Origin of the sequence: Roseovarius confluentis (assembly GCF_002917925.1) — a bacterium.
Lineage (GTDB): Bacteria > Pseudomonadota > Alphaproteobacteria > Rhodobacterales > Rhodobacteraceae > Roseovarius > Roseovarius confluentis.
On sequence record NZ_PPFE01000005.1, the window covers coordinates 40411 to 57461 of the forward strand.

The following is a 17051-nucleotide window of genomic DNA, read 5'->3' on the forward strand; positions in this document are numbered from 1 at the left end:
CCGGTTTTGTCAAGCTGGGCAGGCTTGGCTTGCATGCGCCGTGAACAACGCTACGCTGCGTCAACCAAAGACCCGGAGCCCCCGATGCAAGACCCCGACAGCTTCCTGCGCCGCCTGTTCGACCGTGCCGTGGAAGTGGCCGACCCGATGCAAAGCCTCGCCGCGCACCTTCCACCCCGCCCCGAGGGGCGCCTCGTGGTGATCGGCGCCGGCAAGGCCAGCGCCCGCATGGCCGAGGCGGTCGAGGCCGCCTATGGTCCCTGCGAGGGGCTGGTGATCACCCGCTACGGCTATGCCCGTCCCTGCGAAGGCATCGAGATTGTCGAGGCCGCGCATCCCGTCCCGGATCAGGCCGGGGTCGACGCCACCCGTCGGATGCTGGCCCTGCTGGACACCTGCGGCGAAGGAGACACCGTTCTGGCGCTTATCTCCGGCGGCGGCTCCGCGCTCCTCTGTGCGCCCGCCGAGGGGATCACGCTCAACGAAAAACAGGCGCTGACCGACGCGCTGCTGGCCTCCGGCGCGCCCATCGGCGCCATCAACGGCATCCGCAAGCAGATCTCGGCGGTCAAGGGCGGCAAGCTCGCCGCCGCCGCCCACCCCGCCAAAATGGTCGCGCTTCTGATCTCCGACGTGCCCGGCGACAACCCGAGCGACATCGCCAGCGGCCCAACCGTCGGCGACACCGGCACCCCGGCTCGCGCCTTGGAGGCCTTAGACCGCTGGAACGTCACGCCGTCGCCTTCCATCACCGACTACCTGAGCGCGGGCGGAAATCCCCTGCCCCCCGACGATCCGCGCCTGTCGACCGTGGAAAACGTGATTTACGCCGCGCCCTCGCAATCGCTCGCCGCCGCCGCCGAGATGGCGGAAGCGGAAGGGATCGAGGTGCAAATCCTCGGCGACGCAATCGAAGGCGAGGCCCGCGACGTCGCCGCCGAACATGCCGACCTCGCGCGTAAGGCACAGGGCGACAAACCTGTCCTCCTGCTCTCGGGCGGCGAACTTACCGTCACCCGACGCGGCAACGGCATCGGCGGGCCTAACGCGGAATATTGTCTCGCTCTCGCCGTCGCCCTCGATGGCGCCCCCGGCATCCACGCGCTGGCCTGCGACACCGACGGCGTCGACGGCGCGGCAGAGGTCGCCGGTGCGGTCGTCTCACCCGACACACTCTCCAAGGCCCCCGACGCCGCCGACGCGCTCGCCATCAACGACGCGCACGGCTTCTTCGGGCGCATCGGCGACCAGGTCGTGACCGGCCCCACGCTCACCAACGTCAACGACTTCCGCGCGATTCTCGTCATGCCAAAACCATGACGCTGCCGCCCGACCTCTCGGCGCAAATGACCGAATGGCGCCATGCCTTTCACCGGATGCCGGAACTGGGCTTCGACCTGCCCCGCACCAGTGCCCGCGTCGCCGACCTGCTGCGCGGCTTCGGGCTGGAGGTTCACTCCGGCATCGGCCAGTCCGGCGTCGTCGGCATCCTTCAGAAAGGCAACGGCACCCGCACCATCGCCATCCGCGCCGACATGGACGCGCTGCCGATCACCGAGCAGACCGACGTCGCTTACCGTTCCGAGGTTCCCGGCCAGATGCACGCCTGCGGCCATGACGGCCACACCACAATGGCCCTTGGCGCGGCAAAGGCGCTGGCCGAAGCCGACGACCTCTCGGGGCGCATCGTCTTCCTCTTCCAGCCGAACGAAGAACACGGTCAAGGTGCCGCTGCCATGATCGCCGAAGGTGTTTTCGACCGCTTTGACGTCGAGGCCGTCTACGGCATGCACAACATCCCTGGCATGCCCGTGGGCCAGTTCGCCACCCGCACGGGCCCGATCACCGCCAGCGAAGCGCTTTTCGAGATCATCATCGAGGCGCGCGGCGGCCACGCTGCCCTGCCCCACATGGGCGCCGATGCCATCACCATCGGTGCCGAGCTCGTCGGCGCGCTGCAAACCATCGTCTCGCGCAAGCTCGACCCAGCACAGAACGGTGTCGTATCGGTCACCGGCTTCGAAACCGACGGCAAGCGGAACGTCCTGCCCGGACGCGCCACCCTCACCGGCGACGCCCGGGCGCTCACGCCCGAGGTCAACGCCCAAATCGAGGCCGCCATACGCCGAATCGTGGCCGGCATCTGCACTGCCCATGACGTCACCGGCCATGTGACCTACGACACGATCTTCCGCCCCACGATCAACGCGCCCGAACCCGTCACCACGGCCACCGCCGCCGCGCAAGCCATCGGCGCACCGATGGATGCGGCCTGCCCGCCGAAACTCTTCTCCGAGGATTTTGCCGAAATGGCCGCAACACGCCCGGGATGTTTCGTGCTGATGGGCAACGGCACCGAAGGGCCGCACGCCCGCCCCCTGCATTCGGCGGACTATGACTTCAACGATGACACGCTGGCCCACGGCGCAGCTTTCTGGGTTGCCGTTGCACGGGCCGAACTGGCCGGCTGACCTACTCTGCCGCTTCTTCCGCTTCGGGTCTGCGCTCGAACGCGGTGCGGCCGACGCTGTCATAGGCGATGAACCCGGCGCGTTTCGCGTCCTTGACCGAGTAGATGTTGCGCAGATCGGCCATCCGGGCGACGTTCATCCGCCGCGCGATCCGCTTCAGGTCCAGCGCCCGGAACTCGTTCCATTCCGTCAGGATCACCACCAGGTCTGCATTGCCCACCGCCTTGTAGGGGTTCTCGGACCATTGCACGCCCGGTAGCCGTTCATGCCCTTCCCGCTCGCCCTGCGGGTCGCAGATGCGCACCTTGGCCCCCCCGCCCACCAACGCCGGCACGATGGTCAGCGACGGCGCCTCGCGCATGTCATCCGTGTTGGGTTTGAATGTCGCCCCCAGCACCGCGATGATCTTGCCGTTGAAGCTGCCCTCGCAGAGGTCCAGAAGCTTGTCGATCATCCGCCGCTTCATCTCTTCGTTTACGGAAATCACCGCCTCGGTGATGTGCAGCGGCACGCCATATTCCTGCCCGGTCCGGGCCAATGCCCGCGTGTCCTTGGGAAAGCAGCTGCCGCCATAGCCCGGCCCGGCATGCAGGAACTTGTTGCCGATCCGCCCATCCAGGCCCATGCCCCGGCTGACCTGCTTCACGTCTGCGCCGGTGCGCTCGCACAGCGCGGCGATCTCGTTGATGAAAGTGATCTTGGTCGCCAGAAAGGCGTTCGCCGCGTACTTTATCATCTCCGCGCTTTCCAGATCCGTGATCAGGATCGGGAACTCGCGCAGGTAAAGCGGGCGATAAATATCCTCCATCACCTCCGCCGCGCGCTGCGACTGCACGCCCACGACCACGCGGTCGGGCTTCATGAAATCCTCGATCGCCGCACCCTCACGCAGGAATTCAGGGTTCGAGGCGACGTCGAACTCCAGATCCGGATTCGCCTTGCGCACCGCCTGTTTCACCTGCCGGTTCGTGCCCACGGGCACCGTCGACTTGGTGACGATCACGATATAGTCGTTGGCCAGCTTCGCCACTTCCTGCGCTGCGGCCATCACGTAGGTCAGATCGGCATGCCCGTCGCCGCGCCGCGTGGGCGTGCCCACCGCGATGAATACGGCCTCCGCACCGTCCAGCGCCTGTGGCAGGTCCTGCGTGAACGTCAGCCGCCCGGCCTCGACGTTCTTCTGCATCAGAACGTCCAGCCCCGGCTCGTAGATCGGCACCTCGCCATGGTTCAGCTTCTCGACCTTGGCGGCGTCCTTGTCGACGCACACGACGTCATGCCCGAAATCCGAGAAGCACACCCCGGACACAAGCCCGACATAGCCGGTTCCAATCATCGCAATCTTCATCGGGTTTCGCCCCTGATCTGCCTGTCGCCCCCGCCCTTCTTATGCGGTCGCGGTTCGCCGTCCGTCAACGCGCATCTGCGACGGGCCGGCGGGGCTATGCGTTCTATGCCACAAATGGCTCATGCCCGCGCGCACCATTGGACAGGGCGCAGCCGCGCTTGTATGAGAATGGTCACAAAAACGTCACGGGGCTAAAGGTGCGGGTGCATGGCTGACAAACTGTTCGGAACCGACGGTGTCCGCGGAGAGGCCAATACTTGGCCCATGACCGCCGAACTGGCGCTGAAGCTGGGCGCGGCCGCCGGCCGTCACTTCCGCCGCGACAACCAGGAACACCGCGTGGTGATCGGCAAGGACACGCGCCTGTCGGGCTATATGATCGAATACGCCCTGACCGCCGGATTTGCCTCGACCGGCATGGATGTCTTCCTGCTCGGCCCTGTGCCGACACCCGCCGTGGGGTACCTGACCCACTCGCTTCGGGCTGACGTGGGCGTGATGATCTCGGCCAGCCACAACCCGGCCAGCGACAACGGGATCAAGCTTTTCGGCCCCGATGGCTTCAAACTGTCGGATGAGTCCGAAGCCGGGATCGAGAAACTGCTGCAGGACGGCGCACGACTTGCCAAGCCGGAAAACATCGGCCGCGCCAAGCGGTTCGAGGACGCCCGTGGCCGCTATGTCGAGTATGCCAAGACCACCTTCCCCTATCGCGGACGGCTCGAAGGGCTGCGGATCGTGGTCGATTGCGCCAACGGCGCGGCTTACAAGACCGCCCCCGCCGTGCTGTGGGAACTGGGCGCCGACGTGATCTCTCTCGGGGTCGAGCCCGACGGCACCAACATCAATTTCGAATGTGGCTCCACCCACCCCGAAGCCGCTGCGCGCAAGGTTCTGGAAACCCGCGCCGATCTCGGCATCTGCCTCGACGGCGACGCCGACCGCGTCGTGCTGATCGACGAAACCGGGCATATCGCCGACGGGGACCAGATCATGGCCCTCATCGCCACCCGCTGGGCCGCCGAAGGCCGGCTGAAGGGCGATGCGCTGGTCGCCACCGTCATGTCCAATCTTGGGCTGGAACGGCACCTTGAATCCAAGGGCATCGGGCTCAAGCGCACCAAGGTCGGCGACCGCTACGTGGTCGAAGAGATGCGCGCCAGCGGCCACAACCTGGGCGGCGAACAGTCCGGCCATATCGTCATGACGGATTACGCCACCACCGGCGACGGGCTGATTGGCGCGCTTCAGTTCCTCGCCTCGATGGTGGAAACCGGCCAGAAGGCCAGCGAACTGGCGCGTGTCTTCACCCCCATCCCGCAAAAGCTGATCAATGTCCGCTACCAGTCCGGCCAGACCCCGCTCGAGGCCGACGCGGTGCAACAGGCCATCGCCGACGGCGAGAAGAAGCTGGGCAGCGACGGCCGCCTTCTGATCCGTAAATCCGGCACCGAACCCCTGATCCGCGTCATGGGCGAGGCCGTCGATCCCGCCCTTTTGGACACCGTCCTGGAGGATGTCGTGGGTGCGGTGAAACAGGCGACGGTCTGAACGCATCGCGCGGCCAGCCTCACCCCAACCGCCGCTGCGTCGTCGCCACTTTGTCGACCACGCCCTCCTCGATGACCACGCCAAAGAGCCGCTCCGCCTCCTCGACGCTGTACCGCCCCAGCCGCACATCCGCGGCCACCAGCGCCGGCTCCCGCTGCATCGGGTCCCCGTACCCGCCGCCGCCCGGCGTTTTCACCCGCACCCGGTCGCCGGGCTCAAGCGGAATGCCCTGCTCCTTCGACAAATGCACCGGCGTATAGGGCACGTCGCCCCGCCACACCGTCACCTCGTTCGGCGCACCGTCGCCGCCGCCCATCGCGCCCTGAGGCCCGAACCGCCCGTGATCCATGACAAAGCTCGCCTTGGCCTGACCGCGCCGCAGTTCCACCTCGTAATCAAGGCCGAACCCGCCACGCATTCGGCCCGCCCCGCCTGACCCTTCGCGCAGCGCATAGCGGTGGTAGAGCACCGGAAAGGCCTGCTCCATGATCTCCACCGGCGGCGCCTTGGAAATCCCGATGGTCGAACAGCCATTGCTGATCCCGTCACCATCGTCCCAGCCGCCATAACCGCCGCCGGACAACTGATACATCACGAAATCCCGACCCTTCGCCGGGTCATGCCCGCCCAGCGCGAAGTTTCCGCTTGTTCCCGCCGGTGCCGCCGTCACCCGCTCGGGCAGCGCCTGAACCAATGCGGCGAACACCGCCTCCGCGATCCGCTGGCTCACTTCTGCGGCGCATCCCGACACCGGGCGAGGATATTGCGCATCCAGGAACGTACCCTCGATCCCCGTCACTTCCAGCGGCTCGAACGCCCCCGCGCTGATCGGCACGTCGGGAAAGATATGCCGCATCGCCAGGTAGACCGAGCTCAGGGTCGTTGCTCGGACCGAATTCATCGGCCCCAGGCACGGCGGCGCCGACCCGGTGAAATCGAACACCAGCCGCTCGGCCTCCCGCGTGACCTTCAGGCGGATCGCCAGCGGCTCATCCACAACGCCATCGCTGTCGATCCACGCAACGGCCTCATACGCCCCCGCCGGAATCTCCCCGATGAACCGTCGCATCTGCTGCGCCGCGCGGTCCCGCAACGCTTCAATCGCCGCCTCGACCACGTCATCGCCATAGCGATCCATCAGCGCGCCCAGCCGCTCGGCCCCCAGATCCAGTGCCGCGGCCTGCGCCCGCACATCGCCGATCCGCTGATCGGCCACTCGGATGTTGGAACAGATGATGCTGTAGATCTCCGCATCCATCTGCCCCCGCTTGAACAGCTTCACCGGCGGCAGGCGCAGCCCTTCCTGCTCCACCGCCGTGGCACTGGCGGAAAAGCCTCCGGGCACCGCACCGCCGGTGTCAGGCCAATGCCCCGTATTCGACAGCCAGCAGAACAGGCGATCCCCGCGATAGAAAGGCCGCGCAAAGCGCACGTCCATCAAATGCGTGCCCCCCAGATAGGGATCGTTGACGATATAGATATCCCCAGGCTCCGGCGCGCCCACGCGCCCATCCCCGATCATCTCGATCAGCGTGGCCGTGGAATATTGCATCGTGCCGACGAACACCGGCAGGCCACCCGCCCCCTGCGCGATCAACGCCCCATCGGCAGCGGCGTATATCCCGTCCGAACGGTCATTCGCCTCGGCGATCACCGGCGAAAACGCGGCCCGTGAAAACGCCAGGTCCATCTCGTCGCAGACCTGCTGCAACCCGGCCTGGATAACCGACAGCGTGATCGGATCCATCGTCATGGCGCCTCTCCCACGGAGATCAGGATATTGCCATGCGCGTCTCCCGCCGCCACGCAGCCCGGCTCTATCAGCACGGTCGTGTCCATCTGCGCCACGATGCCCGGCCCCTGCAGCCGGAATTCCAAAGGCAGGTGATCGCGCCAATAGATCGGCGTCTCGTGCCAGTCGTCCTCGAACCGCACGCGCCGCGATCCCTGCCGGGCCTCTTCCAGCGTCGCCTTCCGCCCCGCCGGGTCGACAAGCACCGACAAATCCAGCGGCGCCCGCTCTCCGATGACAGAGCAATTCGCGTTCACCACATGCGCCCGGATTTCGGGCAGCCGCACCTTGAAGCGCGCAAAATAGACATCCTCGAACAACGACTGAAGCTCCTCCGGCATCACGTCCGGCCGCTCCAGCGGCACGCGCAACAGGTGCGTCTGCCCGGCAAACTGCATGTCCACGCTATAGACATGCCGCACCCCGGTCATCGCCACGCGCTCGCGGTCCAGCATCGCCTTGCCCGCCGCCGCCTGCCCGGCGAAGACCGCCGCCAGTTCGCCCGCCTCCAGCGCATGCACGGGCCGGTTCACCGTCTGCACGAAGTCGTGCCGCAGGTCGGCCACCACGCAGCCCAGCGCGTTGGTGATCCCCGGCCGGGCCGGCACCAGCACACGCGGCACGCCCAACTCCCGCGCCAGCGCGCAAGCATGCAGCGGCCCCGCTCCACCAAAGGCAAACAGGGCAAAATCCCTGGGGTCCGCCCCCAGCGACAGCGACACCATGCGAATGGCCCCCGCCATCTTCGTATTCGCCATCCGGATCACCGCCAGCGCCGCCTCGGTCACGTCCAGCCCCAGCGGCTCGGCCAGGTCCCGGGCAAAAGCCTGCGCCACGTCGCCTGCCGCGACCGCGCCGGTCTTGGCCAGCCTGGCCGCATCCAGCCGCCCCAGGATCAGGTTCGCGTCCGAGATCGTGGGCCGTGTCCCGCCCCGCCCGTAGCAGATTGGCCCCGGGTCGGCCCCGGCACTCTCCGGCCCCACATCCACCAATCCAGCGGCGTTCACCTTCGCGATGGACCCGCCGCCGGCCCCTACCGTGCGCACATCCACCATCGGCACGTGGATCGGCATCGCGTACTCGATCTCGATCTCGTTCGACACCGGCGGCTCCGCCCCCCGGATCAGCGCCACGTCGGTCGAGGTGCCGCCCATGTCATAGGTGATAAGGTTCACCAACCCGGCCTGCCGACCCGTATAAGCCGCCGCCATCACGCCCGAGGCCGGCCCCGACATCACCGTCTTCGCCGCCTCCCGCGCCACCAGCCGCGCCGACACCATGCCGCCATTCCCGTTCATCACCAGAACGTCGCGGTCGTATCCGCCCTCCGACAGGCTGTCGGTCAAACGCTTCAGGTAGCGGTCGAGGATCGGCTGCACGCTGGCATTCACCGCCGCCGTCACGCCGCGTTCGTATTCCCGGCTTTCCTGCAAGATCGCATGGCCCAGGGTGATGTGCCCGTTGGGCCAAACCTCGGCGATGATCTCCCCGGCGCGAAGCTCATGCGCCGGGTTGGCATAGGCATGCAGGAAATGCACCACCACCGCCTCGCACCCCTCGGCCAGCAAACGCGCCGCCGCCGTCCGCACCGCATCCTCGTCCAGCGGCACGACGACGTCTCCAGCGGCATCCACCCGCTCGGGCACCTCGATCCGCAGGTCGCGCGGGATGATCGGGGTGAACTGCCCCGTCATGCCATAGGCTTGCGGCCGTGTCCGCCGCCCCAGTTCCAGCACGTCACGAAAGCCTTGCGTGGTGATCAGCCCGGTCCGGCTCAGCTTGCGTTCCAGCACCGCGTTCGTCGTCGTGGTGGTGCCATGCACGATCAGGTCGATCGCCGCCAGCTCGGCCTCGGCCGCCGCCAGCGCATCCATCACGCCGAAGGCCTGGTTCTCCACCGTGGTCGGCACCTTGGCCAACCGCACCTTGCCGCTGGCAGGATCAAGCTGCACGAGGTCGGTGAACGTCCCGCCCACGTCGATCCCCACGATCGTGCCATTCTGCCGGTTTGTCATCGTCGTCCCTTGCCTGCACCCAAAGCGACCGTCCGCGAGGGGTCGGTAAAAGTCAATCTCGGGGAGAGACCCCGCATCTTTCCCCAAACAAATCGTCACACTCTGTAAATAACCTGTGCTAATGAAAATTCCGGCAGAGGCGGCAACAGCCTCGTTATGAAAAGAGGACACTGATATGCTAAGCGAATTCAAAGACTTCATCGCCCGCGGCAATGTCATGGATATGGCCGTCGGCATCATCATCGGCGCGGCCTTCACCGCCATCGTCTCGTCCATGGTCGCCGACCTAATCAATCCGATCATCGGGCTCGTGACCGGCGGGCTGGACTTCACCAACAACTACACCGTCCTTTCGGGCGACGTGGCCGAAGGCGCCTCGCTGGAAGCCGCGCGCGAGGCCGGTGCCGCCGTCTTCGCCTGGGGCGCGTTCGTCATGGCCGTGATCAACTTCCTGATCATCGCCTTCGTCGTGTTCATGCTGGTGCGCTACGTGAACAAGGTGAAGGACGCCGCCTTCAAGAAAAAGGAAGAAGCCCCCGAAGAGGCCCCCGGCCCCAACGAGATCGACCTGCTCGTGGAAATCCGCGACGCGCTGAAGGCCCGCTAAGGCCACACCACCGCAACACAGCGTCTGGCGGGCTCTTGTAAAAGGGCTCGCCTGCCGCAGCTCGGCACCCTGCCGCTCGCTGCGCGAATCCCTCTGGTCATCGCACCGAACAGGCCTATGCTCCGCCGCAGAGTATCTCGTTCCAGGTTGCGGAAATGTACGACATCATCGGGGCCAACGCCCCTGTCATCGCGCTTGTCATCCTCGCGCTTCTCTTCGTCGCCTTCACGCTTGAAAAATACCCGCCCGAAGTGACCGCCGCCGGCGCCGCCGCGCTCTTCATCATCCTCGGCCTCGTGCCCACGGACGAGGTGATGGACGTCTTTTCCAGCTCCGCGCCCATCACCATTGCCGCGATGTTCGTGGTCTCCGGCGCTCTGGTGCGCACCGGCGTGCTGGATGCCATCGCCGGTCTGGTGATCGGCCGGGCCAAGGACCGTCCACTTCTGGCCATCGGCATCTTCATCTTTGCCACCATCGCCGCCTCGGCCTTCATCAACAACACGCCGGTCGTGCTGGTGCTGATCCCCGTGGTCATGCGCCTGGCAAGCAGCCTCAACATCGCCGCCACGCGGCTGCTTATCCCGCTCTCCTATGCCGCCGTACTTGGCGGCACCTGCACGCTCATCGGCACCTCGACCAACCTTCTGGTCGACGGCGTCGCGCGAGAGGCCGGGCTGGAGCCGTTCTCGATCTTCGAAATCGCCCCGGTCGGCATTGTCGTCGCCATCGTCGGCGGTGCGGCGATGGTGCTGCTGGGCCGCTTCCTGCTCCCCGACCGCCGATCAAAGGACGAGGCAGAGACCTCCGAGACCGCCTTTCTGTCCGAGATCACGGTGCTGGCCGACTCCCCCATGATCGGGATGCCCCTGTCCGAGATCGCCGATTTCCAGCGCAACAGCATCCGCGTCACCGGCCTGCGCCGGGGCAGCCAGATCGTGCGCCGGGACCTGCCCGATCAGGTCATCGCCCGTGGCGATGCCGTCATCCTGCTCGCCCCCACCTCCGAGATCCTGACCTTTTCGGAAACGCCCGGCCTTCGCGTCGGCCTGCGCCGCTCGGTCGAGCTTGACCCCGAGGCCGAAATCCGCGTGGCCGAGGCCATCGTCACCCCCTCGCGCCGCAGCACCGGGGTCCGCATCGCCGACCTCGCGCTAGGACGCCGGGCCGGAATGCGCGTGCTGGGCGCGTTCCGTGCCGGGCACATCGCCGGCGCCGATCTGTCCGGCGTGCGCCTGCGTCCCGCCGACAAGCTGCTGCTCGAAGGCACCTCCGAAGGCTTCGAGGAGCTGCGCAAGTCCGGCGATGTCGTCTCGGTCAGCGAACCGGGCGGGCGCGCCTTCCGCCGCAAGCAGGCCCCGGTTGCGATCCTGGCGCTCCTGGGCATCGTCGGCCTCGCCGCGTTCGAGGTCATGCCCATCGGCATCCTCGCCCTCGTGGGCGTCGCCGCCATCCTCGTGCTGCGCTGCATCGACAGTGACGAGGCGTGGTCCTCCATCGACGGCTCGATCCTCGTGCTGATCTTCGCCATGCTGATCGTCGGCGCCGGGCTGGACCATACCGGCGCGGTGGAACTGCTCGTTGCCGCGCTCACGCCCTGGCTCGAGGGCATGCCACCCTTCCTGACCCTGCTGGCGATCTACGCGGTCGGCTCGATCCTGACCGAGGTGGTGACCAACAACGCCGTCGCCGTGATCTTCACACCCATCGTCGTGGCACTGGCCAGCCAGCTGGGAGTCGATCCCCGGGCCTTTGTCGTCGCCGTCATGTTCTCCGCCAGCGCCAGCTTCGCCACGCCCATCGGGTACCAGACCAACACGCTGGTCTACGGCGCGGGCAATTATCGATTCACCGATTTTCTCAAGGTCGGCGTGCCGATGAACATCATCGTCGGCCTGACGGCCAGTTTCGCGATCAGCATTTTCTTCCCACTCTGAAGCAGGCTACTCCGCCGCGACCTTGATCACCGGCTCCATCTCGGCCAGCTTCACCTCGGCCAGATGACATTTTAGCTGGTGACCGTCATCCAGCGTTCGCATCGGCGGCACCTCGACCTCGCACAGACCCGCCGGCACCTGGGATTTCCACCGGCACCGCGTCTGGAACGGACAGCCCGAGGGCGGATTCATCGCCGACGGCACGTCGCCTTCCAGCACGATATGCGTCTTCTCGACGCTGGTATCGGCAATCGGCACAGCCGACAGCAACGCCTCGGTGTAGGGATGATAGGGCGGCGCAAAGACCTGCTCGGTCGTGCCCAGTTCCACCACGTGCCCCAGGTACATCACCATCACCCGGTCGCTCAGGTAGCGCACGATGCTCAGGTCGTGGCTGATGAACAGAAGCGTCGTCTTCTTCTCGCGCTGTATCTCCATCAGCAGGTCCGTCACCGCCGCCTGCACGCTGACATCCAGCGCCGACACCGGCTCGTCCGCCACCACGATCCGCGCGCCCCCGGCAAAGGCCCGCGCAATCCCCACGCGCTGCTTCTGCCCGCCGGACAGCTGCCGGGGCATCCGGTCTGCAAATTCACGCGGCAGTTTCACAAGGTCCAGCAGTCGCATCAATTCCGCCCGCCGCTCGGCATCGTTTTTGCCCACGCCAAATACTTCGAGCGCGCGGATGATCTGCCGCCCCACGGTCATCGACGGGTTCAGCGTATCGAACGGGTTCTGAAACACCATCTGGATATCGGCCACCGTCTTGGTGTCCCGCCTCTCGATCCGCGTGCGCTCGATATTGCGATTGTCCAGCAGGATCTGTCCGTCCGTCGCCGTCTCCAGCCCCATAAGTACCTTGGCAAAGGTCGACTTCCCACAGCCCGACTCGCCCACGATGGCCAGCGTCTCGCTCTCCCGTGCCTCGAAACTCAGGGTCTCGTTCGCCTTCACGACCTTGGTGTCGCCGCCTGTTCCGAACAGCGCGTTCGCCGCCACCTCGTAGTATTTCTTGAGCTTGTCCATTTTCAGCACGACCTCGCCCTTCTCGGTCGCCTCGGTCGTCACGCTGGCCTTCACCGGCGCGGTCCAGTCGATCTCCTCGAACCGCAGACAGCGCGACGCATGGCGCTCGTCCCCCGGCACGGGCGACATCGGAACGCCCTCCGCCCGGTTGCAGCGCCCCTCCTTGAAATAATCGCAACGCGGGCCGAAGTTGCACCCCTGCGGCCGCTCGTGCGGCAGGGGAAAGTTCCCCGGAATGGCCACCAGCGGACGCGCGTTCTTGTTCGCCCCGGGCAGCGGGATCGACCGGAACAGCGCCTGCGTATAGGGATGCCGCATCTTGTCGAAGACGTCCCGGATGCTGCCCGTCTCCACCGCTTCGCCGGAATACATCACGCAGATCCGGTCGCAGGTTTCCAGCACCAGCCCTAGGTTGTGGCTGATGAACAGCATCGACGTGCCGTATTTCTTGCCGAGGTCCTTCACCAGCTCGACCACGGCGGCCTCCACGGTAACATCCAGCGCCGTCGTCGGCTCGTCGAGGATCAGCAGCGACGGCTTGGACATCAGCGCCATCGCGATCACGATCCGCTGCTGCTGCCCGCCCGACAACTGGTGCGGAAAGGATTTCAGGATGCGCTCTGGATCGGGCAGTTTCACGTCCCGCACCACGTCCAGCGCGCGCTGCCACGCTTCCGTCTCGCCGATTCCCTCGTGGATCATCGGCACCTCGATCAGCTGCTTGCCGATTTTCATCGCCGGATTCAGGCTGGCCATCGGCTCCTGGTAGATCATCGCGATCTCGTTGCCGCGAATATCGCGCAACTCCTTGGCGCTCATCTGGCTCAGGTCGCGCCCCTTGAACTTGATCGTGCCGCCCACGATCCGTCCGTTCACACCCAGATCCTGCATCACGCCCAGCGCGACCGTGGACTTTCCGCAACCGCTCTCGCCCACCAGCCCCACAGCCTCGCCCGGCTGCACAGAGACCGAGAAATCCATCACCGCAGGAATTTCCCGCAGCCGCGTGAAGAAGGAAATCGACAGGCTGTCGATCTCCAAAATGGGTCCGTCATGCGCTTGCAGTTTCGACATCTCTCATGTCCCTCTCGAAATCCCGTCCCGGGCCTGCCCCGAGACCTCGCCACCAGAGGCCCCGGATCGGGGTCCGGGGCGGGTTGGTCCCTAATCCCTCAAGCTCTCTTCCCGCAGCCCGTCCGCCAAGAAGTTCAGCCCCAGAACGAGGCTGAGCAGCGCCAGCGCAGGCGGAATGGCGATATGCAGGATATTGGCCGACAGCAGGCGCCGCCCGTCGATGATCATCTTGCCCCAGTCGGCGCTCTCGCTTTCCAGCCCCAGACCGAAGAAACCCAGCGTCCCCAGAAGGATCGTGGTGTACCCGATCCGCAGGCAGAAATCGACCAAGAGCGGCCCGCGCGCATTGGGCAGGATCTCCCACAGCATGATGTACCACGGCCCCTCGCCCCGCGTCTGCGCGGCGGCCACGTAATCGCGCGTCTTGATGTCCAGCGCCAGCCCGCGCACGATCCGGAACACCGTGGGCGAGTTCACGAATACCACCGACACGAACACCACCAGCAGGTTGGGCGGAAAGCTGATGATCCCCGTCGGGTCCGCATCCCAAGCGATACCCAGGTACACCCACGTCCCCATGACCAAGGTGATGCCAACGTAAAGGTTACGCTTAGACGCCTGCGTTCGGAACCGCGAATTCCACAGCACCGTCAGGAAAACGATTGGAAAGATGAACAATGTGCCCGCCATGATCCGCGGGATCAGCGTCTCTTTGATCTCGGGCGTCACAAGCAGGTAAAAGAGCAGGATCACCGGAAAGGCCAGAACCAGGTTCGCCAGGAAACTCAGCACCGTGTCGAACCGCCCGCCGTAATACCCGGCCGGCAGGCCCAGCGTGATCCCGACCATGAAGGCGAAGATCGTCGCGAACGGCGCGATCAGCATCACCTTGATGCTGCCATCCACCACCCGGCTGAACACGTCGCGGCCCAGGTTGTCCCCGCCCAGCAGGTAATGCTCCCCCGCGTTCGGGTCCGGCTCGCCGATCAGCTTGCTATAGGGCTCGCCGGGCAGTGCCTTTTTCATCATCGCCGACTGGTCCAGCGGGTCATGCGTGCCCACCATGTCCAGCGCCCCGGCGAAGAACGCCGTGAACACCCAGAACAGCACCAGCGCCAGCCCGATCATCCCGATCACGCTGTCAAAAAGCTTGCCGTAAATGCCCAGCCTGCGCTTGAACACGAAGGAAACCACAAAGGTCACCGCCACCGCGATCAGCGGCGCCGCGAATTGCTGCACCATCTGCAAGAGGATCCCGCTCCAGCTCAAGGGGTCCATGTCCGCTCTCCTCCCCTCAGCTGACCGAAATACGCGGGTTCAGGTAGACATACCCGATGTCCGAGATCAGCTGCGTCACCAGCACCACGACGACCGAAACCACCGAGATTCCCAGCAAAAGTTCGATGTCATTGTTCCCCGCCGCCAACACCAGCGCCCAGCCGAAGCCCTTGTAGTTGAACAGCGTCTCGACGATCACCACGCCGTTAAGCAGCCAGGGAAACTGCAACATGATCACCGTGAAAGGGGCGATCAGCGCGTTGCGCAACGCGTGTTTCATCACGATGTTGGGAAAGCTCACGCCTTTCAACCGCGCCGTTCGGATATATTGCGAGGTCATGACCTCGGCCATGCTGGCCCGCGTCATCCGCGCGATATACCCCATGCCGTAAACAGCGATGGTCAGCACCGGCAGAAAGAAATTCTCGAAGGTGATATTGTCCATCGCACTGGTCGCCGTGCCCTTGAACCACTTCAACCCCACGGCGGAACTGGCGAAGACGGCGATGAACAGAACACCCGACACGTATTCCGGGGTCGCCGTCGTGCCGATCGAAAAGGTCGACAACGTCCGATCCAGTTTTGACCCTTCCCGCATCCCCGCCAACACCCCGAGGATCAGCGCCGAGGGCACCATCAGCAGCATCACCCAGAACATCAGGATGCCGGTCAGCGCCAGCTTCTCGCCGATCACCACGTCCACGTCTTTCTTCAGACGGTTGGAATAGCCCCAGTTCCCCTGCAACACGCCGCAAAACGCCGGCGCCTGCTCTACGGGCTTCTCGGGCGTGGCGCATTTCGCCCGCACCTTCCCGTCCGTCCCTTCGATGACATACCCGGGCAGCACGCCCAGCCACTGGCCGTATTTCACCAGCGTCGGCTGCAAATACCCGTTGTTCTGAAGATAGCTTTCGACCTCGGCATCCGACATCCGCATGTTGCCCTCGGTCTTCGCCATCTTTTCCAGGTTCGGGTAAAGATTGGTCAGGAAGAAGACGATGAACGTCAGGCAAAGCGCCGTCAGAAGCATCACTCCGATACGGCGCAGGATAAATCGGCCCATATGGCGATGCCCCCGGCTGGCTCTACGGTTATTCTTGTTTGTATGACCATAGAGCCGCTGGGGCCAAGCCGCGCGGTCCAAAAGCGACCTCAGAAAGGTCGCAAAACGACATTACGCCGTGTGCAGCAACCGGGCCTCGCCACCGTACAGAAAGCAGCCCCGGTCGAACAGCGACAGGTCCACCGGGTTCGGCATCCTGAGATCGTCAAAGCCCGGCACGTCCCCGGTCTCGGCATCGAACCTCCGGTCTACCTGGGAAATCGCGGCGATAATGGCCCCGGTTGCTTGCGCATGGCGCTTCAGGTCCTCCAACTGTTCCTGCAACGGCGGATGCACCCGCTTCTGGTCCAGGAGCTGCAGGAAGTCGATCACGATCACGTCGCCCCGCCCCGCATCCCCCGTAGAGGCCAGGATATGCGCCGCGCATATCTCGTCCGATGTATCCACGGTACATTCCGTGGCCTCGCCTTCATCCAGAAGCGCGGCAACGTCCCGGCGCGTGTAATCCAGCGTAAAGAACCACCCCCGCTGCCCGGCCCGCACCGCCTCCTGCGCCAGTTCAAGGCCCAGCCGCGTCTTGCCCTGCCCGGGCCGTGCCGCCAGCACAACCAGCGATCCGGGCGCGATCCCGGCCCGCACCTGCGCCGCCAGCGTCGCCACGGGCCGCGCCGCCATCATGTGGCTCCAGCTTCGGAACCCTTCGCGCACCGCAACCTCGTCCAGCGCCACGTGCAACGGCACGGAGCGGTCCCGCGCCAGTTTCTTTGCGTCTCTCTTCAGTCTGAAAACAGGGGCACTCAGCCGCATGTCGTCTCTCCTCGCGGATGCGCCCCGTGCAGCCCTTCCTCATGCGCAAACGCATCCCGAAAAGTGTCGAAACTCAGCGGCC

General features: G+C 65.5%; 12 protein-coding genes. 5 read left to right on the forward strand and 7 right to left on the reverse strand.

What is annotated here, in order from left to right; translation table 11 throughout:
- Window positions 1-84: 84 nt before the first annotated feature.
- Window positions 85-1320, forward strand: coding sequence for a glycerate kinase type-2 family protein (locus C2I35_RS13050; RefSeq protein WP_103763681.1), 1236 nt, complete (start codon window positions 85-87; stop codon window positions 1318-1320).
- Window positions 1317-2471, forward strand: a complete 1155-nt coding sequence (locus C2I35_RS13055) for an amidohydrolase (protein WP_103763509.1) — start codon at window positions 1317-1319, stop codon at window positions 2469-2471. Before C2I35_RS13050 ends, C2I35_RS13055 begins: the two co-directional genes overlap by 4 nt.
- A gap of 1 nt (window position 2472) precedes the next feature.
- Here C2I35_RS13055 and C2I35_RS13060 read toward each other — a convergent pair whose 3' ends face one another.
- Complete coding sequence (locus tag C2I35_RS13060; RefSeq protein ID WP_103763510.1) at window positions 2473-3819, reverse strand: UDP-glucose dehydrogenase family protein; 1347 nt, start codon at window positions 3817-3819, stop codon at window positions 2473-2475.
- Window positions 3820-4026: 207 nt separating this feature from the next.
- Between C2I35_RS13060 and glmM the strand changes: the two genes are divergently transcribed.
- Window positions 4027-5370, forward strand: coding sequence for a phosphoglucosamine mutase (glmM, locus tag C2I35_RS13065; RefSeq protein ID WP_103763511.1), 1344 nt, complete (start codon window positions 4027-4029; stop codon window positions 5368-5370).
- A gap of 19 nt (window positions 5371-5389) precedes the next feature.
- Here the strand turns inward: glmM and C2I35_RS13070 are convergent, their stop codons facing one another.
- Together C2I35_RS13070 and C2I35_RS13075 are read right to left on the reverse strand one after the other, a co-directional pair.
- Window positions 5390-7123: a hydantoinase B/oxoprolinase family protein gene (locus C2I35_RS13070; RefSeq protein WP_103763512.1), complete on the reverse strand. Its 1734-nt coding sequence runs from the start codon at window positions 7121-7123 to the stop codon at window positions 5390-5392.
- Window positions 7120-9177: a hydantoinase/oxoprolinase family protein gene (locus C2I35_RS13075; protein ID WP_103763513.1), complete on the reverse strand. Its 2058-nt coding sequence runs from the start codon at window positions 9175-9177 to the stop codon at window positions 7120-7122. The genes C2I35_RS13070 and C2I35_RS13075 overlap by 4 nt, the downstream gene beginning before the upstream one ends.
- Before the next feature lie 175 nt (window positions 9178-9352).
- Here C2I35_RS13075 and mscL point away from each other — a divergent pair, with 175 nt between their 5' ends.
- On the forward strand, window positions 9353-9784 hold the full coding sequence (gene mscL / locus C2I35_RS13080) for a large conductance mechanosensitive channel protein MscL (RefSeq protein ID WP_103763514.1): 432 nt from the start codon (window positions 9353-9355) through the stop codon (window positions 9782-9784).
- Between the two features lie 155 nt (window positions 9785-9939).
- A complete protein-coding gene (locus C2I35_RS13085; RefSeq protein ID WP_103763515.1) occupies window positions 9940-11721 on the forward strand; it encodes an SLC13 family permease in 1782 nt (593 codons plus the stop codon).
- 6 nt (window positions 11722-11727) lie between these two features.
- Here C2I35_RS13085 and C2I35_RS13090 read toward each other — a convergent pair whose 3' ends face one another.
- The 4 genes from C2I35_RS13090 to C2I35_RS13105 form a co-directional block, all read right to left on the reverse strand.
- Window positions 11728-13821, reverse strand: coding sequence for an ABC transporter ATP-binding protein (locus tag C2I35_RS13090; RefSeq protein ID WP_103763516.1), 2094 nt, complete (start codon window positions 13819-13821; stop codon window positions 11728-11730).
- Between the two features lie 90 nt (window positions 13822-13911).
- Complete coding sequence (locus C2I35_RS13095) at window positions 13912-15099, reverse strand: ABC transporter permease (protein WP_103763517.1); 1188 nt, start codon at window positions 15097-15099, stop codon at window positions 13912-13914.
- Window positions 15100-15115: 16 nt separating this feature from the next.
- A complete protein-coding gene (locus C2I35_RS13100) occupies window positions 15116-16162 on the reverse strand; it encodes an ABC transporter permease (protein ID WP_103763518.1) in 1047 nt (348 codons plus the stop codon).
- Between the two features lie 111 nt (window positions 16163-16273).
- Window positions 16274-16969, reverse strand: coding sequence for a DNA helicase (locus C2I35_RS13105; RefSeq protein WP_103763519.1), 696 nt, complete (start codon window positions 16967-16969; stop codon window positions 16274-16276).
- Window positions 16970-17051 lie beyond the last annotated feature (82 nt).

Bases quoted from the DNA above. Each gene is read 5' to 3' on its own strand.
- C2I35_RS13050 (WP_103763681.1), top strand. From the start codon at position 85: ATGCAAGACCCCGACAGCTTCCTGCGCCGCCTGTTCGACCGTGCCGTG.
- C2I35_RS13055 (WP_103763509.1), top strand. From the start codon at position 1,317: ATGACGCTGCCGCCCGACCTCTCGGCGCAAATGACCGAATGGCGCCAT.
- C2I35_RS13060 (WP_103763510.1), bottom strand. From the start codon at position 3,819: ATGAAGATTGCGATGATTGGAACCGGCTATGTCGGGCTTGTGTCCGGG.
- glmM (WP_103763511.1), top strand. From the start codon at position 4,027: ATGGCTGACAAACTGTTCGGAACCGACGGTGTCCGCGGAGAGGCCAAT.
- C2I35_RS13070 (WP_103763512.1), bottom strand. From the start codon at position 7,123: ATGACGATGGATCCGATCACGCTGTCGGTTATCCAGGCCGGGTTGCAG.
- C2I35_RS13075 (WP_103763513.1), bottom strand. From the start codon at position 9,177: ATGACAAACCGGCAGAATGGCACGATCGTGGGGATCGACGTGGGCGGG.
- mscL (WP_103763514.1), top strand. From the start codon at position 9,353: ATGCTAAGCGAATTCAAAGACTTCATCGCCCGCGGCAATGTCATGGAT.
- C2I35_RS13085 (WP_103763515.1), top strand. From the start codon at position 9,940: ATGTACGACATCATCGGGGCCAACGCCCCTGTCATCGCGCTTGTCATC.
- C2I35_RS13090 (WP_103763516.1), bottom strand. From the start codon at position 13,821: ATGTCGAAACTGCAAGCGCATGACGGACCCATTTTGGAGATCGACAGC.
- C2I35_RS13095 (WP_103763517.1), bottom strand. From the start codon at position 15,099: ATGGACCCCTTGAGCTGGAGCGGGATCCTCTTGCAGATGGTGCAGCAA.
- C2I35_RS13100 (WP_103763518.1), bottom strand. From the start codon at position 16,162: ATGGGCCGATTTATCCTGCGCCGTATCGGAGTGATGCTTCTGACGGCG.
- C2I35_RS13105 (WP_103763519.1), bottom strand. From the start codon at position 16,969: ATGCGGCTGAGTGCCCCTGTTTTCAGACTGAAGAGAGACGCAAAGAAA.